At 61.5% G+C, this 15961-nt stretch carries 16 protein-coding genes; 10 read left to right on the forward strand and 6 right to left on the reverse strand.

Annotated features, from left to right (window positions below):
• Positions 1–433: cbb3-type cytochrome c oxidase subunit I (locus A3AI_RS43430; protein ID WP_036049552.1), on the reverse strand; the 433-nt coding region annotated here is incomplete at its 3' end.
• A gap of 57 nt (positions 434–490) precedes the next feature.
• On the opposite strand from A3AI_RS43430, the gene A3AI_RS0125430 reads away from it, so the two are divergent.
• Entirely contained in the window at positions 491–1069 is a 579-nt protein-coding gene (locus tag A3AI_RS0125430) for a hypothetical protein (RefSeq protein ID WP_156927936.1), read from the forward strand.
• Positions 1070–1194: 125 nt separating this feature from the next.
• Entirely contained in the window at positions 1195–1452 is a 258-nt protein-coding gene (locus A3AI_RS50290) for a ubiquitination-like system serine protease family protein (RefSeq protein WP_502685765.1), read from the forward strand.
• A gap of 807 nt (positions 1453–2259) precedes the next feature.
• Here A3AI_RS50290 and A3AI_RS0125435 read toward each other — a convergent pair.
• On the reverse strand, positions 2260–3591 hold the full coding sequence (locus tag A3AI_RS0125435) for a tyrosine-type recombinase/integrase (protein ID WP_024518297.1): 1332 nt from the start codon (positions 3589–3591) through the stop codon (positions 2260–2262).
• A gap of 602 nt (positions 3592–4193) precedes the next feature.
• Here A3AI_RS0125435 and A3AI_RS0125440 point away from each other — a divergent pair.
• From A3AI_RS0125440 to A3AI_RS0125455, 3 genes are all read left to right on the forward strand, one after another.
• Positions 4194–4490, forward strand: coding sequence for a type II toxin-antitoxin system RelE/ParE family toxin (locus A3AI_RS0125440; protein WP_024518298.1), 297 nt, complete (start codon positions 4194–4196; stop codon positions 4488–4490).
• Position 4491: 1 nt separating this feature from the next.
• Positions 4492–4800: an addiction module antidote protein gene (locus tag A3AI_RS0125445; protein WP_024518299.1), complete on the forward strand. Its 309-nt coding sequence runs from the start codon at positions 4492–4494 to the stop codon at positions 4798–4800.
• A 447-nt stretch (positions 4801–5247) separates the two neighbouring features.
• Positions 5248–6954, forward strand: coding sequence for a hypothetical protein (locus tag A3AI_RS0125455; protein ID WP_024518301.1), 1707 nt, complete (start codon positions 5248–5250; stop codon positions 6952–6954).
• Positions 6955–7059: 105 nt separating this feature from the next.
• Here A3AI_RS0125455 and A3AI_RS48840 read toward each other — a convergent pair whose 3' ends face one another.
• Entirely contained in the window at positions 7060–7200 is a 141-nt protein-coding gene (locus tag A3AI_RS48840; protein WP_198030206.1) for a hypothetical protein, read from the reverse strand.
• Between the two features lie 204 nt (positions 7201–7404).
• On the opposite strand from A3AI_RS48840, the gene A3AI_RS0125465 reads away from it, so the two are divergent.
• A complete protein-coding gene (locus A3AI_RS0125465) occupies positions 7405–7614 on the forward strand; it encodes a hypothetical protein (RefSeq protein ID WP_024518302.1) in 210 nt (69 codons plus the stop codon).
• A 78-nt stretch (positions 7615–7692) separates the two neighbouring features.
• Here A3AI_RS0125465 and A3AI_RS0125470 read toward each other — a convergent pair whose 3' ends face one another.
• Both A3AI_RS0125470 and A3AI_RS0125475 read right to left on the reverse strand, forming a co-directional pair.
• Positions 7693–8208, reverse strand: coding sequence for a hypothetical protein (locus tag A3AI_RS0125470; protein WP_024518303.1), 516 nt, complete (start codon positions 8206–8208; stop codon positions 7693–7695).
• 210 nt (positions 8209–8418) lie between these two features.
• Positions 8419–9966: an acetolactate synthase large subunit gene (locus A3AI_RS0125475; RefSeq protein WP_024518304.1), complete on the reverse strand. Its 1548-nt coding sequence runs from the start codon at positions 9964–9966 to the stop codon at positions 8419–8421.
• 252 nt (positions 9967–10218) lie between these two features.
• Here A3AI_RS0125475 and A3AI_RS0125480 point away from each other — a divergent pair, with 252 nt between their 5' ends.
• The 3 genes from A3AI_RS0125480 (at position 10219) to A3AI_RS0125490 (ending at position 12962) form a co-directional block, all read left to right on the forward strand.
• A complete protein-coding gene (locus A3AI_RS0125480; RefSeq protein WP_156927938.1) occupies positions 10219–10797 on the forward strand; it encodes a L,D-transpeptidase in 579 nt (192 codons plus the stop codon).
• A 41-nt stretch (positions 10798–10838) separates the two neighbouring features.
• Positions 10839–11597, forward strand: coding sequence for a DUF2927 domain-containing protein (locus A3AI_RS0125485; protein WP_024518306.1), 759 nt, complete (start codon positions 10839–10841; stop codon positions 11595–11597).
• 234 nt (positions 11598–11831) lie between these two features.
• Entirely contained in the window at positions 11832–12962 is a 1131-nt protein-coding gene (locus A3AI_RS0125490; protein WP_024518307.1) for a patatin-like phospholipase family protein, read from the forward strand.
• 231 nt (positions 12963–13193) lie between these two features.
• Here A3AI_RS0125490 and A3AI_RS0125500 read toward each other — a convergent pair whose 3' ends face one another.
• On the reverse strand, positions 13194–14366 hold the full coding sequence (locus A3AI_RS0125500) for an isovaleryl-CoA dehydrogenase (RefSeq protein ID WP_024518308.1): 1173 nt from the start codon (positions 14364–14366) through the stop codon (positions 13194–13196).
• Positions 14367–14676: 310 nt separating this feature from the next.
• On the opposite strand from A3AI_RS0125500, the gene A3AI_RS0125505 reads away from it, so the two are divergent.
• The gene (locus A3AI_RS0125505; RefSeq protein WP_024518309.1) at positions 14677–15948 is read left to right on the forward strand and encodes a cytochrome P450; all 1272 of its coding nucleotides are present in this window, start codon (positions 14677–14679) and stop codon (positions 15946–15948) included.
• Positions 15949–15961: the final 13 nt, after the last annotated feature.

Consider the following 15961-nt stretch of genomic DNA (forward strand, 5'->3'; position numbering starts at 1 on the left):
CCAGGACATTGCCGCCGAAGGCAAAGATCACCGCCGAGGTGTGTAGCGGGCGCAGCCGGCCAAAGCTGATCCATGGCAGGTCGAAGTTGAGCGCGGGCCACGCCAGCTGCGAGGCGATCACGAGGCCGGCCAGGAATCCGGCAATGCCCCAGAACATCGCCATGACNGTCGCGAATTTGATCGGCCCCAGATTGTAATTCGGCCGGCCGTTGATCTCCTTCGGCGGCAGCGCGGCGGGCCGATCGAAATAGCGGTTGAGGATGGCGAACACTGCCGCGACGCTGGCGGCGGCGGCAAGGGAAGCATGGAAGGCAAAGGGCGCATCGACTGCCTTGGCCGCGCCGATCAGGCAAAGAAAGGCGGTGGCGGCGAAGATGAGCGCCAGACCGCTTTCACCGATGGTCATCGCTTTTGAACTCGAGGGCTGGCTCATGCGGATTCTCGCTGGAAAGACACGCTGGCCAACAACCACGCTGCGACAATATGCTCATTGATCGAGATCAACCGTGCTTTGCGCAGTGGACAAATCGCACAACCATCTCGCGCAGGCTCCATTTGCAGGCGTCATCTTTTGAATCGGCTTGCCGCATTCTGTGTGCTGCCGTACTTCGACGTTGGCGTAAAACTGGAGGCAGACGGTCAGGGCGGCATTCAGGAAGCCTGCGGGGCGGTTCACTACGTCCGTCCCGACGGCGCGACACTCCAAGATCGCAAGGTCTATACCCTCGGCCAGTTGAAAGCCGCCGGCTTGCGCCGCACGGATCCAAAGGCTTACCGCGAGCAGGTGAAGGCCGGATATATTCGCGGAGTAGCAGAGGACCGTCCTGCGGTGATTAGCATCAAAATGCAAATGGCGAGCACCGCCGTGAACGAGTTTCTCGCGCGACTTCATCCCTATCATTACGACGACAACGCTGATTCGGCGGTCATCAGAACGAGTTTCATCCAAGGTGTTCAGTACCGAGAGGCCGAGAGCGTCGCGTCTGGCACATTCTCGATGCACGTCGGAAAGGCCGATGTCCGCTTTTTTCTTTCTATGCCTGAAAGCGAACCGGAGGACACGGAGTGAACTGGTCGGTCACACTCCCAATTCTGTCCGTTCTCCTTGTTCTACTCGGGGCTGCGGTTGCGCTTCGGGTGCGGTCGGGAGTGCTTTGGCCCTGGAGCAAACCACGCCCGTTTCGCTCCGCCAGAGTGGAGGAGTTCGCCGACAAGCTTCAGAAGGCAATCATCTTTCTGGCTGGAGAAGGTGAAAATCTGTGGGCCGCTGCGATGATATGCCCCTGCGGCTGTGGTGAAGTCATCGAGCTGAACTTGTTGAGGCAAGCGCGCCCATGCTGGAGCGCGGTGGAGCACCCCGATCGAACGGTCACGCTCACTCCGTCAGTCTGGCGCCAAAAGGGCTGTCGAAGCCACTTCATCGTCCGACACAGAGAAATTGTCTGGTGTTAGGCGGAGCGCAGATCTGGATGCCGGCGTGCGGCAACGACTCCCAAACCCAGAGACTGTGTAAATATCGGCCGGTTTGTAGCGTGAACAAAACCGGTTTTGCGCGCGATTTTTTGTGCCAGTTTTGTGCCATGGAGCTTCTTGCAATTCTTGGAAATCGCGCACCGAATTCGGGTAACAGATTGATAAAGAACGTGTTCTCTTGGGAAGGTCTGGTAAGCAATAAAAAAGCCCGCCAGAGGCGGGCTAATTCATTGATCCAACTCATAAAAGGTTGGTTGCGGGGCAAGATTTGAACTTGCGACCGTCAGGTTATGAGGCGCAAGGCCGGAATGATATCGGATAAAGGCTCTTGGCCGCGTCCCGAGTCAACCGAACCGATACGTCCTATTTGTACGCCACAGATACCTGGCGGCCATACCCGCGGACCTGATCTCTTTCTTGCCGGAGAAGCCCACTATCTTATTGCCCAACCAATGGTGGTTTGGGGTAGAGGCATGCGTGGCAACGACGAAAAGACTCGGATTGAGTCATTGGGGTCGGCAGACAGTCGGGAAATGCCGCGTGCGATGAAGTGCCATCGGAAGAACCGTAGCGTCCCGCCGCCCGCGACGTTCGATATCGATACGCTGCCAAGCAGCTCTAATTTAACGGCATTAGAGGCGGCCGCGGTCATCCGGCGTACGCCCGGAGCGCTGGAACAGTGGCGGCGCAATCCGAACCACCCCCTGAAATGGCGCTACGTCGATGGCCGCCCCCTCTATCGTGTCGATGCCGTGCGCAACTATCTGGCCGGGTGCGATCAGTCCACTAAGCGCCCTCAGCCGCGTAATGCTCGCGAAGACGGCCGAGCAGCTCGGCCTTGATGGGGTCGAGCGGATTCGTCCGCTGCAGGCGCACGACCTTGCCGGCCCGTTTCGCGCCGACCAACTCCGCGATGTAGTCATGAGCAGCTTCGAACGCCATCTTGCGGATGATCCACTGTTCGTCGTGATTGTAGACCTGATCGATTCCGCTTGGCTTTTGTCCGACACATACCCGCTGGATTTCGTTGTCGTAGCCGCAGCGCGACATGACCGTGCGCAAGCTGCGCCTTAGGTCATGCATGGTAAACTTGGCGACACCCGCTTCCTTGACCAGGCGGTTTACCATCTTGGTGAAGCCCGACATCTGGTCGCCGGTCTTCGGCGACGGGAAGACATAGTCAGACGTCGCACGCTGGAAATGTTTCGCGGCCGCGAGTACCTCGTCAACGAGGTGAGTGCGCGGTACGTCGTGGTGCAGGCCCATCTTAGTCCATGCCGCGTCGAAGGTGATGCGGTCCTCCATGACGTGCCTCGACCACTTGATCATGGTGGGCTCGCTGCGACGCGGGCCGCCCAGCAGGCACATACGCGTCAGAAGCCCGAAGGCACCGAGCTTGCCAGACGCCTGCCAGACCTTGATGACCTCGTCATCGGTCAGCGCGCGTCCCTTGGTGCGGCGCCGGACCCGCTGCGCTCGGGTTTCCTTGGGCTCGCGATAGCCAGCGAGCACATTGTGGTCGACATAGCCCTCGCCGACGCACCATTCGAGGAAGGTGTGAGTGTGCTTGCGCAGGTCCTTGGCCGCCCCACGCTTGCCCGTCTTGATAATCTTGTCGACGGCCGCCATGATCTGCCGCCGCGTCAGGTCCCCCACGCTGCTCTCGGCGTGTTCCTTGAGCCCGCGCCGCAGCGCCGACATTGCTGGCTTCCAGTTGACGACTTGGCGTCCGGTCAAGGACGTCTGGTAGGGACCATCTTCAACAATGAGGGTGACCAGCGTGGCGCGCTGCTTCTCGGCTGCCTGTTGCCGCCTCGCCTCGCGCTTGGCGTCGTTCGGATCCACGCCCTTGAAGACCTCGCCTGCGGCGATGGTGGCGGCCTTGCGCGCTGCCTTCTCATTATATTTGGGCCACGCACCGAGGGTCTTGCGTTGGGTCCCCCTCACCCCCGGTTTGGTGAAAAGATAGACCCAGGTCCGGCCGCCGGTGGCGCGCATGCGCAGGGCGAGGCCGGGCAGCTTGTCGTCGTGCAGATAATGCTGCGCCTTCCCCGCCGGCAACGTGGCGTTGCGGATCACCGCATCGGTGAGTGTCAGCTGGTTGGTCGGCTCCGGCATGATCCCTGCGCTCCCTGTCGCGGTGTGCCCCGCAGCCGCCCGGATCATCGAAGCAAGGGGAAAGTGGTCATTGACTTTCCTTCGCTTTTGCCGCCTCGGGCACACCAGCGTGGAAGGACGGCCCTTGAAGAACAGAGGGGGCACAGACCCTCCCCGATTTGTGTGCCCCAAGGGAAGATGGCGCGGGGGCACAATGGGGGCATACAAAATGTAGTTAGGTCAGCTATGGTCTATTGTGGCCACATATGGAGAAAACCACTGTACTGCAGTGGCCTACCCCCTTTTTACTATGGTTGGCTCAGGTTGGCTAGGGACTATGGATTGTGATTCACACGGGAGAGGTCCAAGGTTCGATCCCTTGTGCGCCCACCATATAATTCACTGAAATCACTGACAAATTTCCCATCGCTCTGAATGCCAAAGGCCGCCGAAAGGCCTTAAAGGGGCAGAACGGAGTAAGAATATCCGTGCAAAATCCGTGCATGGCTCGTGCATTCTGTTTCCCCCATGTTCACAGAAGTAAGGTCTCGGCGACACTGAATTTGTAATCCATGGATTACATTTTTGCTTGCGAATTGTAATCTATGGATTACATATGACCGGTGATCGAAGTTCGCGAAACACCCGAGTTCACCCGCTGGCTTGCAGCCCTGAGAGATCAGCGCGCCGTCCTTCACATTGTCCGCCGGCTCAGCCGCGTGGCTGCTGGGAACACCGGGGATGCGAAATCAGTCGGCGGGCCGGTATCTGAACTTCGGATCGACTACGGTCCTGGATACCGCGTCTACTTCACCCGACGCGGGCAGGCCCTCGTTATCCTGCTCTGCGGTGGCGACAAGCGCTCTAAGAACCGGGACATTCGGAAAGCAATGGAGATCGCGGACAAATTGGAGGACTGAGATGAAAGTCAGCAAACTAAAGAAATTCGATGCCGCCGAGCACCTTCGCACTCCGGAGGCGCGCGCGGAGTACCTAAGCCTCGTTCTTGCCGATGGCGACCCTGCCGAGGTCCGCGACGCCCTGAATGTCGTCGCCAGAGCACAGGGCATGAGCGAAGTCGCTAAGGCCGCAGGCGTGACCCGTGAGGGTCTTTACAAGACGCTCGGCGAAGGTGGGAACCCGGAGTTCGCGACCATCCTGCGAGTCATCGGAGCCTTGGGAATCCGCCTTTCAGCGCAGGCCAAGGAGAAGAAAAAAAAGATAGCGTGATTGGTCCATGGCGACGGCAGCAAAAAGCCCGCTCGGTTTCCCCTCCGCCTCAACGGCAGATGCCATCAGAGTACCCATTCAGAGCTCGCTGACATGACCATTCGAGTAGCCCTTGCCGCCGTTGTCCTGAGCCCGGGATCGCGTCCGCGCAGGCTGATCGATTGGAGAGCGAGCAAAGCGGGGTTCTTACAGCGACCGTACTGGCCTGCCCCACGCGCGAAGGGCTGGCGAATGTATTGAAGACCGCAGACAGCATTTTTGACACTGGTATCTCCGAAGGCGCAGTCGGGGCGCTACTGAGGTCAGCGCTTAACCCCTGCTTTGGTTTGAACAAGCTGTATATGCCTCTGGCGATTTCGCTTGCCGTTACAGATGTAGTCTTGATAGCCGCGACAGACGGGTCTGCGCCAATCTACAGTATCGTCCATCTGAAGATGGAGTATCCTCATGGCGGGAATTGGCGGAATCGATTCTGATATCGAAGCTGACGTTGAGGGTTCGCTCACGCCACACGGGACGTCAGTCGCGAATTCGGAATTCGAAGAACATGCGCTGGGTATCAGCGCAGGCAATTCAGCCGCGGCTGAGGACCAGAGGTTGCCTCACAAGATATTCCCTCGCGAGATAATCGAGGACGAGATCCTGCGCCGGCTCGGGACGGACGAACTCCGGGACGTGCAAGGCGTATCCAGCGGTTGGGACAGCATGATCGCGAGCCTTATCGACAAGCGACGTGGCGAGATCGAGAGTTTCATAGCCAAAATAAACACTGTGACCAATGGCTCAGATCATCAGCGGGCACCCGCAGCTCTGATGTTATTGGGCGCCATTCGCGAAAGGCTTGATGACCTAAGCAAGACGGAACGTACCAAGCTTGCATCCTTCCTGATGGGCCTGCCAGATGATCAGATTTTTGCCGCATCGCTCAACGTCATCGGACCCGGCGTGCGACACTTCAGCGTCGCAGACCAGACTCGCCTGATCGACAAAGCACAACAGATTTCGAGCGAGTCAGACTTCTTTTCCGCGATGTCGGCGCAGCAGGCAACGATGCGGCTCGTGCCCCACCTCTCCGACGGGCCCCGGCAGAGGGCATTCGATGCCTCCCTTAGTCAGGTACCGCCTTATTCGCGTGGGATTGCGCTCAAAACAGTCGCCGAGCGATCCCAACTGATGTCTGAGAGCGAATTGGATAAAGCGATCAACATCGTGATCAACCCTGATGATCACTACTATCGAATCATGAGGCCGGAGCAGGCAACCGCGATCGAAGCTCTCGGGCGCGGCCAGGGACTATCCGGTCGACAGAGAGACGTCCTACTCCGGACTGCGCTGGCGTTTGAAGACGACGCACATGTCAGTCGGGCGTCCGCCGGCATCCTGGATGGTGCTTCATCGACTGCCGGCTGGCCCGCCCCTAAGCTCCTCGGGGCGCTCGTAGCTCGCGCCAAGCGTATGCGAATGCCCGCCGACAAGGCGAAATTGATGACTGCCATTTCCAGCGCAGCAACGCACCCGCCACAAGACGCCGTCGATGCCATCAAGGGCCTCACGGCCGATCCGGCAGACGAGGCGCTGTACATGTACCTGTTCGAGAGTCTGAACAACTTGCGTGTGTCTCCGATGGCGAAGATGTCCGAGGACGACAGGGAGCATGTGATCACAAGCATCTTAGACTATAATGCCCGCTTGCATCCGTCTGTCGCCTTGATCCGCAACCGATCGATTGCGAAAAGTGTGAGCCAACTCGATCCCTTGTCGTTGACGCCGATCGACAAGCGTCTTTACGACGCGGCTATCAACCTGCCTGATGAGGTGGACAGAGCCCTTGCACTCAGCGAAGCAGCCCCGCCGATCGCCGAGCGCATGCGGGATGCGACACCGTCTACGCGTACAGAGTTGGCACGACGTGCGGACGACCTGGTCAAGCGGGCGCTCGAGCTGCGTAACGACACTTTTCGCAAGAGCCTTTGGGGGTTGAGCTCGGTGCTGCCCTACGTCTCGGATCAGCGACGCGAGGCCCTTGTCGAGCGTGTCCTGGAGTGGCCGCAGGACGATCCGAACCGCGTACCGGCTATCGCGTTCCTGTTGCGGAGCCGGACCGCCCTGGGTGAGGACCTGACCAACCGCCTGATCGAGGGAACAGGAATATAACCCGTCGGGCTCTGGGCGGCGCTGGCAAGGTCGAGGTTCCGCCTGCAATTATCGAGCAATCTACACAAGCTTGGCGGGGTAAGTCGGCCATATCAGCCGACTCAATCAGATCGCAAACAGCCACACCGCGATAATGGTGCCGAGTGTCGCCAGGCCGCTGATGGTCCAGCCGGCGGCGTAGGCCGCCTCTTCCTCGCGCGTGACCGGCGGTGATTCGACACGAATCATGTCCGTTCGCCAATCCATGGTCGCTCTCCGAACGCTTTGTCCCAACAAGGGAATTAGCGAAGGACCTAACCGGAACGACCGCGCTTTGGTTCCACTTCATTCGAAAAAGACAAATGCATGGCCTACGCTCTCACAAATATCTGATTGTCGAGGAGGAACCGTTCGGGGTCGGGTTCCATTATGGTGCTGCGACAAACCAGCACACCTACGGAGGTTCTCCCAATGCGCAAACTGATCATCGCCACGGCCGCTCTCGCCTTCCTGTCCTCGACTGCCATGGCCCAGGACAAGGCTGGGAGCACCTCCACGGCGCCCGCGGCCACGAGCGGTGACACCATGAGCAAGGGCGAGATGTCCAAGACGAGCAAGGCCAAGAAGTCGAAGAAGTCGGCTGCAAAGAAGACCGGCGACGACGCCATGCAGAAGCAGTAAGGCGCGGCTCTCTCGCCAACGACCCGGCCGCCTCTCGCAGGCGGCCTTTTCGTTTGGGCTTGTTGTTCGGGGTCGAAGCTACGGCGCGCCCAGCTTCTCGTCGGCCAGCCGCGCGGCGAGCCACCGCGTCAGGTCCGGCTCGAGCTTGCCGGCGACATAGACCTCGCACATTGCGACATTCTGTTTTGCAAGCGTCAGCAGCACACCGATCCCCCAGGCGAACCAGACCAGCGGATCGGTCATCGCCTTGAGCTTCTGCTGGTCATGCTCGATCGGCTGGTGGTTGGTGGCCTTCCTGACCTCGACCGCGAGCAAATTATCGGGAACGGCGCGCTGATGAACGACGATGTCGGGGAAGATCGATTTGCCGAGCGCGTCGTCGGTCGAGACGATCGTGCCGTGCGGCAGGCGCAGCATGCGCTCGCCCAGCCGGTTATAGTCGCAATCGACCTGCCATCCCGGATACTGCTTCTCCAGATAGACCGCGAGCCGATGGGTCAGCGCGCGCTCGCCGGCGTCCTTGTCAAGGAGAAAGGCCTCCCGGGCATAAAACTCCTGCAGTGCGGCGACTAGCTTGTTCAGTTCGGTCTGCATCCGCCCTCCGACTGTAGACCGTCATTTCACTCCGTCCCTCGTCATTCCACGGCGCCTCGAAACGGCGAACACGGAATCTCCGGGTTCGATGCTTGGCATCGCCCCGGAGTGACTCAAATACGGTTTGTGATTCTGGATCGCTTCGCTGGCGCTCGCAATGTCGTTCTTGTCGCGCACACCACGTCGACAACCACAATGGTGCCGTGGCCCTTAGAACTGCACCTCGATCAGGCGCGGCCCCTTCTCGCGCACGGCTTCTTCCAGCGCCTTGTTGAACTCGTCGGCGGTGGTGACCGCGCGACCCGGCACACCCATGCCCTTGGCCATCGCGACGAAGTCCAGCGTCGGGCGGTCGAGCTTGAGCATGTCCTGGGCGCGCTTGCCCGGCTCGCCGGCGCCGACGCCGTCGAACTCGCCGCGCAGGATCTGATAGATCTTGTTGGCGAAAACAATGGTAACCACGTCGAGGCCCTCGCGCGCCTGCGTCCACAGCGACTGGATCGTATACATGGCGCTGCCGTCGCCGACCATGCACATGACTTTTCGGTCGGGACAGGCAACTGCGGCGCCGGTGGCGATAGGGGTCGAGAAACCGATCGAACCGCCCATGTTCTGCAGCCAGTCATGCGGCGCAGAGGCCGCCGTCGGCGGAAAAAAGCCGCGGCCGGTGGTGATGGATTCATCGACCACGATGGCGTTTTCCGGAATCGCGCACGCGATCGCCTGCGCGATCGAGGTGAGATTGAGCGCGCCGGTCGGCTTGTTGAGTTCGATAAGTTTCTGCGGCTTGACGTCGGACGGTTTGGCGCCGACCGCGCCCGCAAGCGCCTCCAGCGCCGCGACCGAGTTCTCGCCCCAGGAGGTCATGCGATGCACGTCGCAGCCCTCGGGCTTTAGCATGCTCGGCTTGTTCGGATAGGCGAAGAAGGCGATCGGATCGTTGGCCTCGACCAGCACGATGTGCTTGAAGTCTTTCAGGATCGGCAGCGCCTGCTCGATCACGTAAGGGATACGGTTGATGGAGAAACGACCACGGCCGCGCGCCATCCGGGGGTGAAAGGTCTGGCCCATCACGGTGCACCCGGTCTTCCCGGCGATCTGCTGGGCCAGCGCCAGGGCCTGCTCGGTCAGCGCATTTCCGGTAACAAGCAGCAGCGTATGAGCGGCATCCTCATGCAGTATGCGCGCGGTCTTCTCCACCGCCTGCGGCGAATAGCTGATGCGCTGGTTGCTCTCGGGAACCTGCGCAATGCCGTCGGCCTCGTTCCAGGCGGTGTCGGCGGGCAGGATCAGGGTCGCGATCTGCGGCGGCGCGCTTTTGGCGGCAGCGATCGCAGCGGCGCCGTCGGCGGCGACCGACCGGGCATCCGGCGAGGTGCGCACCCAGGCCGACATCGGTCGCGCCAGCCCCTCGATGTCGGAGGTCAGCGGCGCATTGTAGCCGATGTGATAGGTCGCGTGCTGACCGACGATGTTGACGATGCCGGAATGGGCCTTCTTGGCGTTGTGCAAATTGGCAAGGCCGTTGGCGAGGCCGGGGCCGAGATGCAGAAGCGTCGAGGCAGGCTTTCCCTTCATACGGAAATAGCCGTCGGCTGCCCCGGTCACCACGCCCTCGAACAGACCAAGCACACAGCGCATGCCCTCGACCCGGTCGAGCGCCGCGACGAAGTGCATCTCTGACGTGCCCGGGTTGGTGAAGCAGACGTCGACGCCGCCTGCAACCAGGGTTCTGACCAGACTTTCCGCGCCGTTCATTCGTTCCGCTCCGCTTGCCAAAAAAGTTTTTGAGTACAATGACGATCAACCATTGTTCACAGCATTCGTCAAAGGCCACCACGGCATTGCTGCCATCGCCGGCGCCCCCGCCCTCGACCTCGCGCGGTCATGGTGCGAATTCGGTAACTCCAATGGGTGAATTTTCCGCTGTCACAAGGCCGTGGCTTGCACAAAATACCAAGCTGTGGCTCCTGTTGCAGATCGGGTCCGTTTTAGCTGAGGAAACCAGTGATGCGGGTGATTGCCGGAATAGTTGCAGTGCTGCTGTTGGCCGTGACGAGCCAGGCTCAGGCCCAGTTTCAAACCCCGTTTTACGATAGCCGTGACATCATGGGCGGCGGCCCGAATTTCTTCGGCGGCGGCGCGAGCCCAATCCCCCGCCAGACCGTGATGTATCCGACCAGCTATGCCCCCGGCACCATCGTGATCAACACCGCCGAGCGGCGGCTGTATCTCGTGCAGGGAGGCGGAGAAGCGCTGCGCTACGGCATCGGCGTGGGACGTGACGGCTTCCGCTGGGGCGGGGTGCACCGCGTCTCGGCGAAGCGCGAGTGGCCGGACTGGACGCCGCCGCGGGAGATGCTGGCGCGCCGGCCTGACCTGCCGCGCCACATGAGAGGCGGTATCGAAAACCCGCTCGGGGCCCGGGCGCTCTATCTCGGCTCGACGCTCTATCGCATTCACGGCTCCAACGAGCCGGAGACGATTGGACAGGCCGTCTCCTCCGGCTGCTTCCGCATGACCAATGAGGACGTGGTCGATCTTTATAACCGGGTCTCCGTCGGCGCCACGGTGGTGGTGATGAACTGAACCAGCATCTGCAGCGGCCGCTCGTCGCGGCCATCGCGGTGCTGGTCGCGGTCCTCGCTGTGCCGACGCTGCGAGCGGCATCGGCCGAGAATGCCACCGTCGCCGCCAAGCAGCGTGCCGAGCGAAAGACCTTCACCGACGCCGAGATCGCTGAGGGCTTTCTGAAGACGACCTTCGGTACCGAATTCCACCTCGCAGGCCGGGTCGACCGCATCCGCAAATATGCGGTGCCGGTGCGCGTATTCGCTGAGGGCGGGAGCCGCGAGCGCAAGGCTCAGCTTGCGCGCGTCGTCGCCGACATCGCGACGCATGTTCAGCATCTCGACATCGGAATGACGACAAGCCGGGCGGCCGCGACTATCGAGGTGCGGCTGGTGCGCGACCGCGACCTCTATCCAACCATCAAGAAACTCTATGGCAGCGAGCGGGCGCGCGAGATCAAGGCCTCGCTTGACCCGCAATGCCTGTCGGGCTTCCGCAAGAACGATGCCTACGAAATCCAGCATTCCGACGTGATCCTCGCGACCGACGTCAGCGATTTCACCTTCCTCGATTGCGCCTATGAGGAACTGTTGCAGGCGCTGGGCCCGATCAACGATACGGATACGGTGCCCTGGACCATGTTCAACGACGAGGTCTCGATGGGCTTCTTCGATGTCTACGACCAGTACATCCTCAATCTGCTCTACGATCCACGCGTCACGCCGGGCATGACTGTCGAGCAGATCAAGGCCGTGCTGCCTGAAGCGCTCGCGGACGCGCGCGCCTTCGTGCGCAAGGTCAACGATCTGCCGGAATAGTCGATCATTTCGATCAGACGACGCGGCCGGGCCGCGACCGGCGATGGTGGCGGAAATGCGACGCTGAACAAAATGTGATCTGGCGCTCCAGTCTTCCCTTAATCAAAACGAAACAGTATAGTTCTATTCCCCCTTGATAGTGTCCCGGGGCCGCCGCGACGGTCAGCAATGATCCTAGCCGCGGCCCCGGCAGCTCGGTCTGCCTCTCCCTTCTTGAAAGCGCGCGTAGCGGCAATGAGTTTTCGCCTGGTCCGGTGGATCGCGTTGGCCTGTGCCCTGGCGCTGACGCTCGTGGGCTGCACGACGCTGCCGCGCACGCCCTATACCACGTCCGACGCGAGCGCCTCCCGCGTGCTCGATGTCGACGGCTTGCGGCGCTACGCGGACGAGCCGGCGTCGAAATTCCTGGCCGACAAGGACGACACCGCACCCATCAGGACCTATCTCGCGCTGTCCGGCGGCGGCGCCGACGGCGCCTATGGCGCGGGCATCCTCAACGGCTGGACCGCCGCCGGCAGCCGCCCCAACTTCTCCATCGTCTCAGGCGTGAGCACCGGCGCCATCATCGCGCCCTTTGCCTTTCTCGGCCCGCAATATGACGACACGCTGCGCGAGATCTACACCTCGGGCATAGCCGAAAGCCTGCTCGAGAGTCCAAAAATCTTCCAGGCGGTGTTCGGCTCCGGCCTGTTCGGCAATGCCCGCCTGCGCGAATTGGTCGCGCGCTATGTCGGCTCCGACCTGTTGGCGCAGATCGCGCGCGAACATGCCAAAGGTCGTCGGCTGCTCGTCGTCACGACCGATCTCGATACGCAGCGCACCGCGATCTGGGACATGGGCAAGATCGCCGCCATCGGCACGCCCGAGGCGTTGAAGCTGTTTCGCGACGTCGTCGCCGCCTCCGCCAGCATTCCCCTGGTGTTTCCGCCGATCCTCATCGAGGCCGAGGCGGAAGGCAGACGGTTTCAGGAGATGCATGTCGACGGCGGTGTGATGACCCCGGTGCTGACGCTGCCGGACGCGATCCTGTTCCAGGGGCACGCGCTGCCGAAGAACAGCCGGTTCGACATCTATATCCTGGTCAACAACAAGCTCGAGCGCGATTTCGAGGTGGTCCCGAACGGCACGATCGACGTGGCCTCACGCAGCCTCGGATCGATCACGAAAGCACAGACGCGCTCCGTCGTGCTATCGACCTACGAGTTCGCTCGGCGCAATCGCGTGGGCTTCAACCTGTCCTATATTTCCCGCGACTATCCCGCAGCGGACTCCGACGGCTTCAACACGGCCTATATGCGCAGGCTCTACCAGTTTGGCTTTGAGAAAGCCTCCGGCGGGCATGCCTGGACGGGAACGCCGCCCTAACACGACGCGCCTCAAATCTTCGAATTGCAGATCGCCTTGAGTGCCTTCCATTCCGCGGCCGTCAAGAGCGGCGGGCCGCTCGGCGAGATGTCCGCTTCGCTCATGCGCTTCAACCGCTCCTCGGTGAGCGCATGGCTCGCCAGAACCTGTTGTCGCCGCGAAGGCAATCCCCGTTCGAGCGCTAACGAAGTGCTGGCGGACTCGTGATGAACCGCCGGCTCCGATTAACGGTCAGGCGGTCTTCTCGAACAGCTCCCGCCCGATCAGCATCCGCCGGATTTCGCTGGTGCCGGCGCCGATCTCGTAGAGCTTGGCGTCGCGCAACAGCCGCCCGGTCGGATAGTCGTTGATATAGCCGTTGCCACCGAGCAGCTGGATCGCATCCAGCGCGCATTGGGTGGCCTTTTCCGCCGCGTACAGGATGGCGCCGGCGGCGTCCTCGCGAGTGGTCTCGCCCCGGTCGCAGGCTTTTGCGACCGCATAGACATAGGCGCGCGAGGCGTTCATCGTGGTGTACATGTCGGCGAGCTTGCCCTGCACGAGCTGGAAGGCGCCGATCGGCTGGCCAAACTGCTTGCGCTCATGCACATAAGGCAGCACCGCGTCCATGCAGGCCTGCATGATGCCGAGCGGACCTGCCGCCAGCACCGCGCGCTCATAATCGAGGCCCGACATCAGGACGTTCACGCCGCGGCCGACCTCGCCCAGCACGTTCTCCTCCGGCACCTCGCAATCCTCGAACACGAGCTCGCACGTGTCGGAGCCGCGCATACCGAGTTTGTCGAGCTTCTGCGCGGTGGAAAATCCCTTCATGCCCTTTTCGATGATGAAGGCGGTGATGCCGCGCGGGCCGGCCTCCGGATCGGTCTTGGCATAGACCACCAGCGTCTCCGCCACGGGCCCGTTGGTGATCCACATCTTGGAGCCGTTGAGCACGTAGCGGTCGCCCTTCTTGTCGGCGCGCGTCTTCATCGACACCACGTCCGAGCCCGAGCCCGGCTCGGACATTGCGAGCGACCCGACATGGTCGCCGGAAATCAGCTTGGGCAGATATTTGCGCTTCTGCGCCTCGTTACCGTTGCGGCGGATTTGGTTGACGCAGAGGTTGGAATGGGCGCCGTAGGACAGCCCGACGGCAGCGGAGGCGCGCGAGATCTCCTCCACCGCGATGCAATGCTCGAGATAGCCGAGCCCCGCCCCGCCATATTCCTCTTCGACCGTGATGCCGTGCAGGCCGAGCGCGCCGATCCTGGGCCAGAGATCGCGGGGGAATTGGTTGGACTTGTCGATCTCGGCCGCGCGCGGCGCGATTTCGTGGCTCGCGAAACTGTGCACGGTCTCGCGGATGGCATCCGCCGTCTCGCCAAGATCGAAATTGAAAATGCGATGGGCGTTGGGGATCATGGCGGCCTTCTCTCCCGGCAAAATTCCTGAGGCATTGCCACAGGCTTATTCCCTGCGTAAGCGCTTGTCACGGGCTGAAATTCCGCCCCAAGCGAGGTTTCGTGATGGTTTCGCGCCCTAAAGCGCGTTGGCTTCGGGCCTTTGAAGGAGCATGATCTTTCCGGAAATCCGCTACACGCTTTTCCAGATCGTGCACAGCGCCTAAACGCAACCCGTTGCGGCCAAATGCAGCTTGCCCCGGCGCACGCAACGGGCTGTAATCGCGAAAAATACCGCCCTGAATCGCGGATGAACCGGAGGGAGCTAGCACATGCACGGAGCGATGGATCTCGCGCGACCGATGAGCCTGGACGCAGCGCGCGAACGCGCAATGTCGTTGCCGCTTGCGGATTTCGATCCCGGCGACCCCGAATTGTTCCGCGCCGACACGCACTGGCCGTATTTCGACCGGCTGCGCAAGGAAGACCCGGTCCATTACTGCAAGGACAGCATGTTCGGCCCGTACTGGTCGGTGACCCGGTACAACGACATCATGGACATCGAGACCAACCACGCGGTGTTCTCCTCGGCGGCCTCGCTCGGCGGCATTACCATCCGCGATGTTCCAACGGACTTGCGCCGCGAAAGCTTCATTGCCATGGACCAGCCGCGCCACAGTGCGCAGCGCAAGACCGTGGCGCCGATGTTCACGCCGACCCATCTCGACCAGCTCGCGATCAGCATTCGCAAGCGCTCGGCCGAATGCCTCGACAACCTGCCGGCAGGAGAGGTGTTCGACTGGGTGGACAAGGTCTCGATCGAGCTCACCACCCAGATGCTGGCCGTGCTGTTCGACTTCCCCTGGGAGGACCGGCGCAAGCTGACGCGCTGGTCGGATATCGCAACCACCCTCCCCGGCGTCGGCGGCCTGGTTGCGACCGAGGACGAGCGGCAGGCCGAACTCATGGACTGCGCGAGCTATTTCGCAAGGCTCTGGAAGGAGCGCATCGACCAGCCGCCAAAGAGCGACCTGTTGTCGATGATGGCGCATGGCGAGGCCACGCGCGACATGGACCCGAAGAATTTTCTCGGCAATCTGATCCTTCTGATCGTCGGCGGCAACGATACCACGCGCAACACCATGTCGGGCAGCATCTTTGCCCTGAACCAGCATCCCGACCAATACCAGAAGCTGCGCGACAACCCGGCGCTGATCGACAGCTTTGTCTCCGAGGTGATCCGCTGGCAGACGCCGCTGGCGCATATGCGGCGCACGGCGCTCGACGACATCGAATTCCGCGGGCGCAAGATCAAAAAGGGCGACAAGGTCGTGATGTGGTACGTCTCGGGCAATCGCGACGAGCAGGCGATCGAACGTCCCTACGACTTCCTGATCGACCGCGCGCGGCCGCGGCAGCATCTGTCGTTCGGCTTCGGCATTCACCGCTGCGTGGGCCTCAGGCTGGCCGAGCTGCAGCTGAAGATCATCTGGGAAGAAATCCTCAAGCGTTTTGAGCATATCGAGGTGGTGGGCGAACCTAAGCGGGTTTATTCGAGCTTTGTGAAGGGCTACGAGACCTTGCCGGTCCGTATCAATGCGTAAGTCCGACCGAACA

The organism is Bradyrhizobium sp. Tv2a-2 (genome assembly GCF_000472425.1).
Taxonomy (GTDB): Bacteria; Pseudomonadota; Alphaproteobacteria; order Rhizobiales; family Xanthobacteraceae; genus Bradyrhizobium.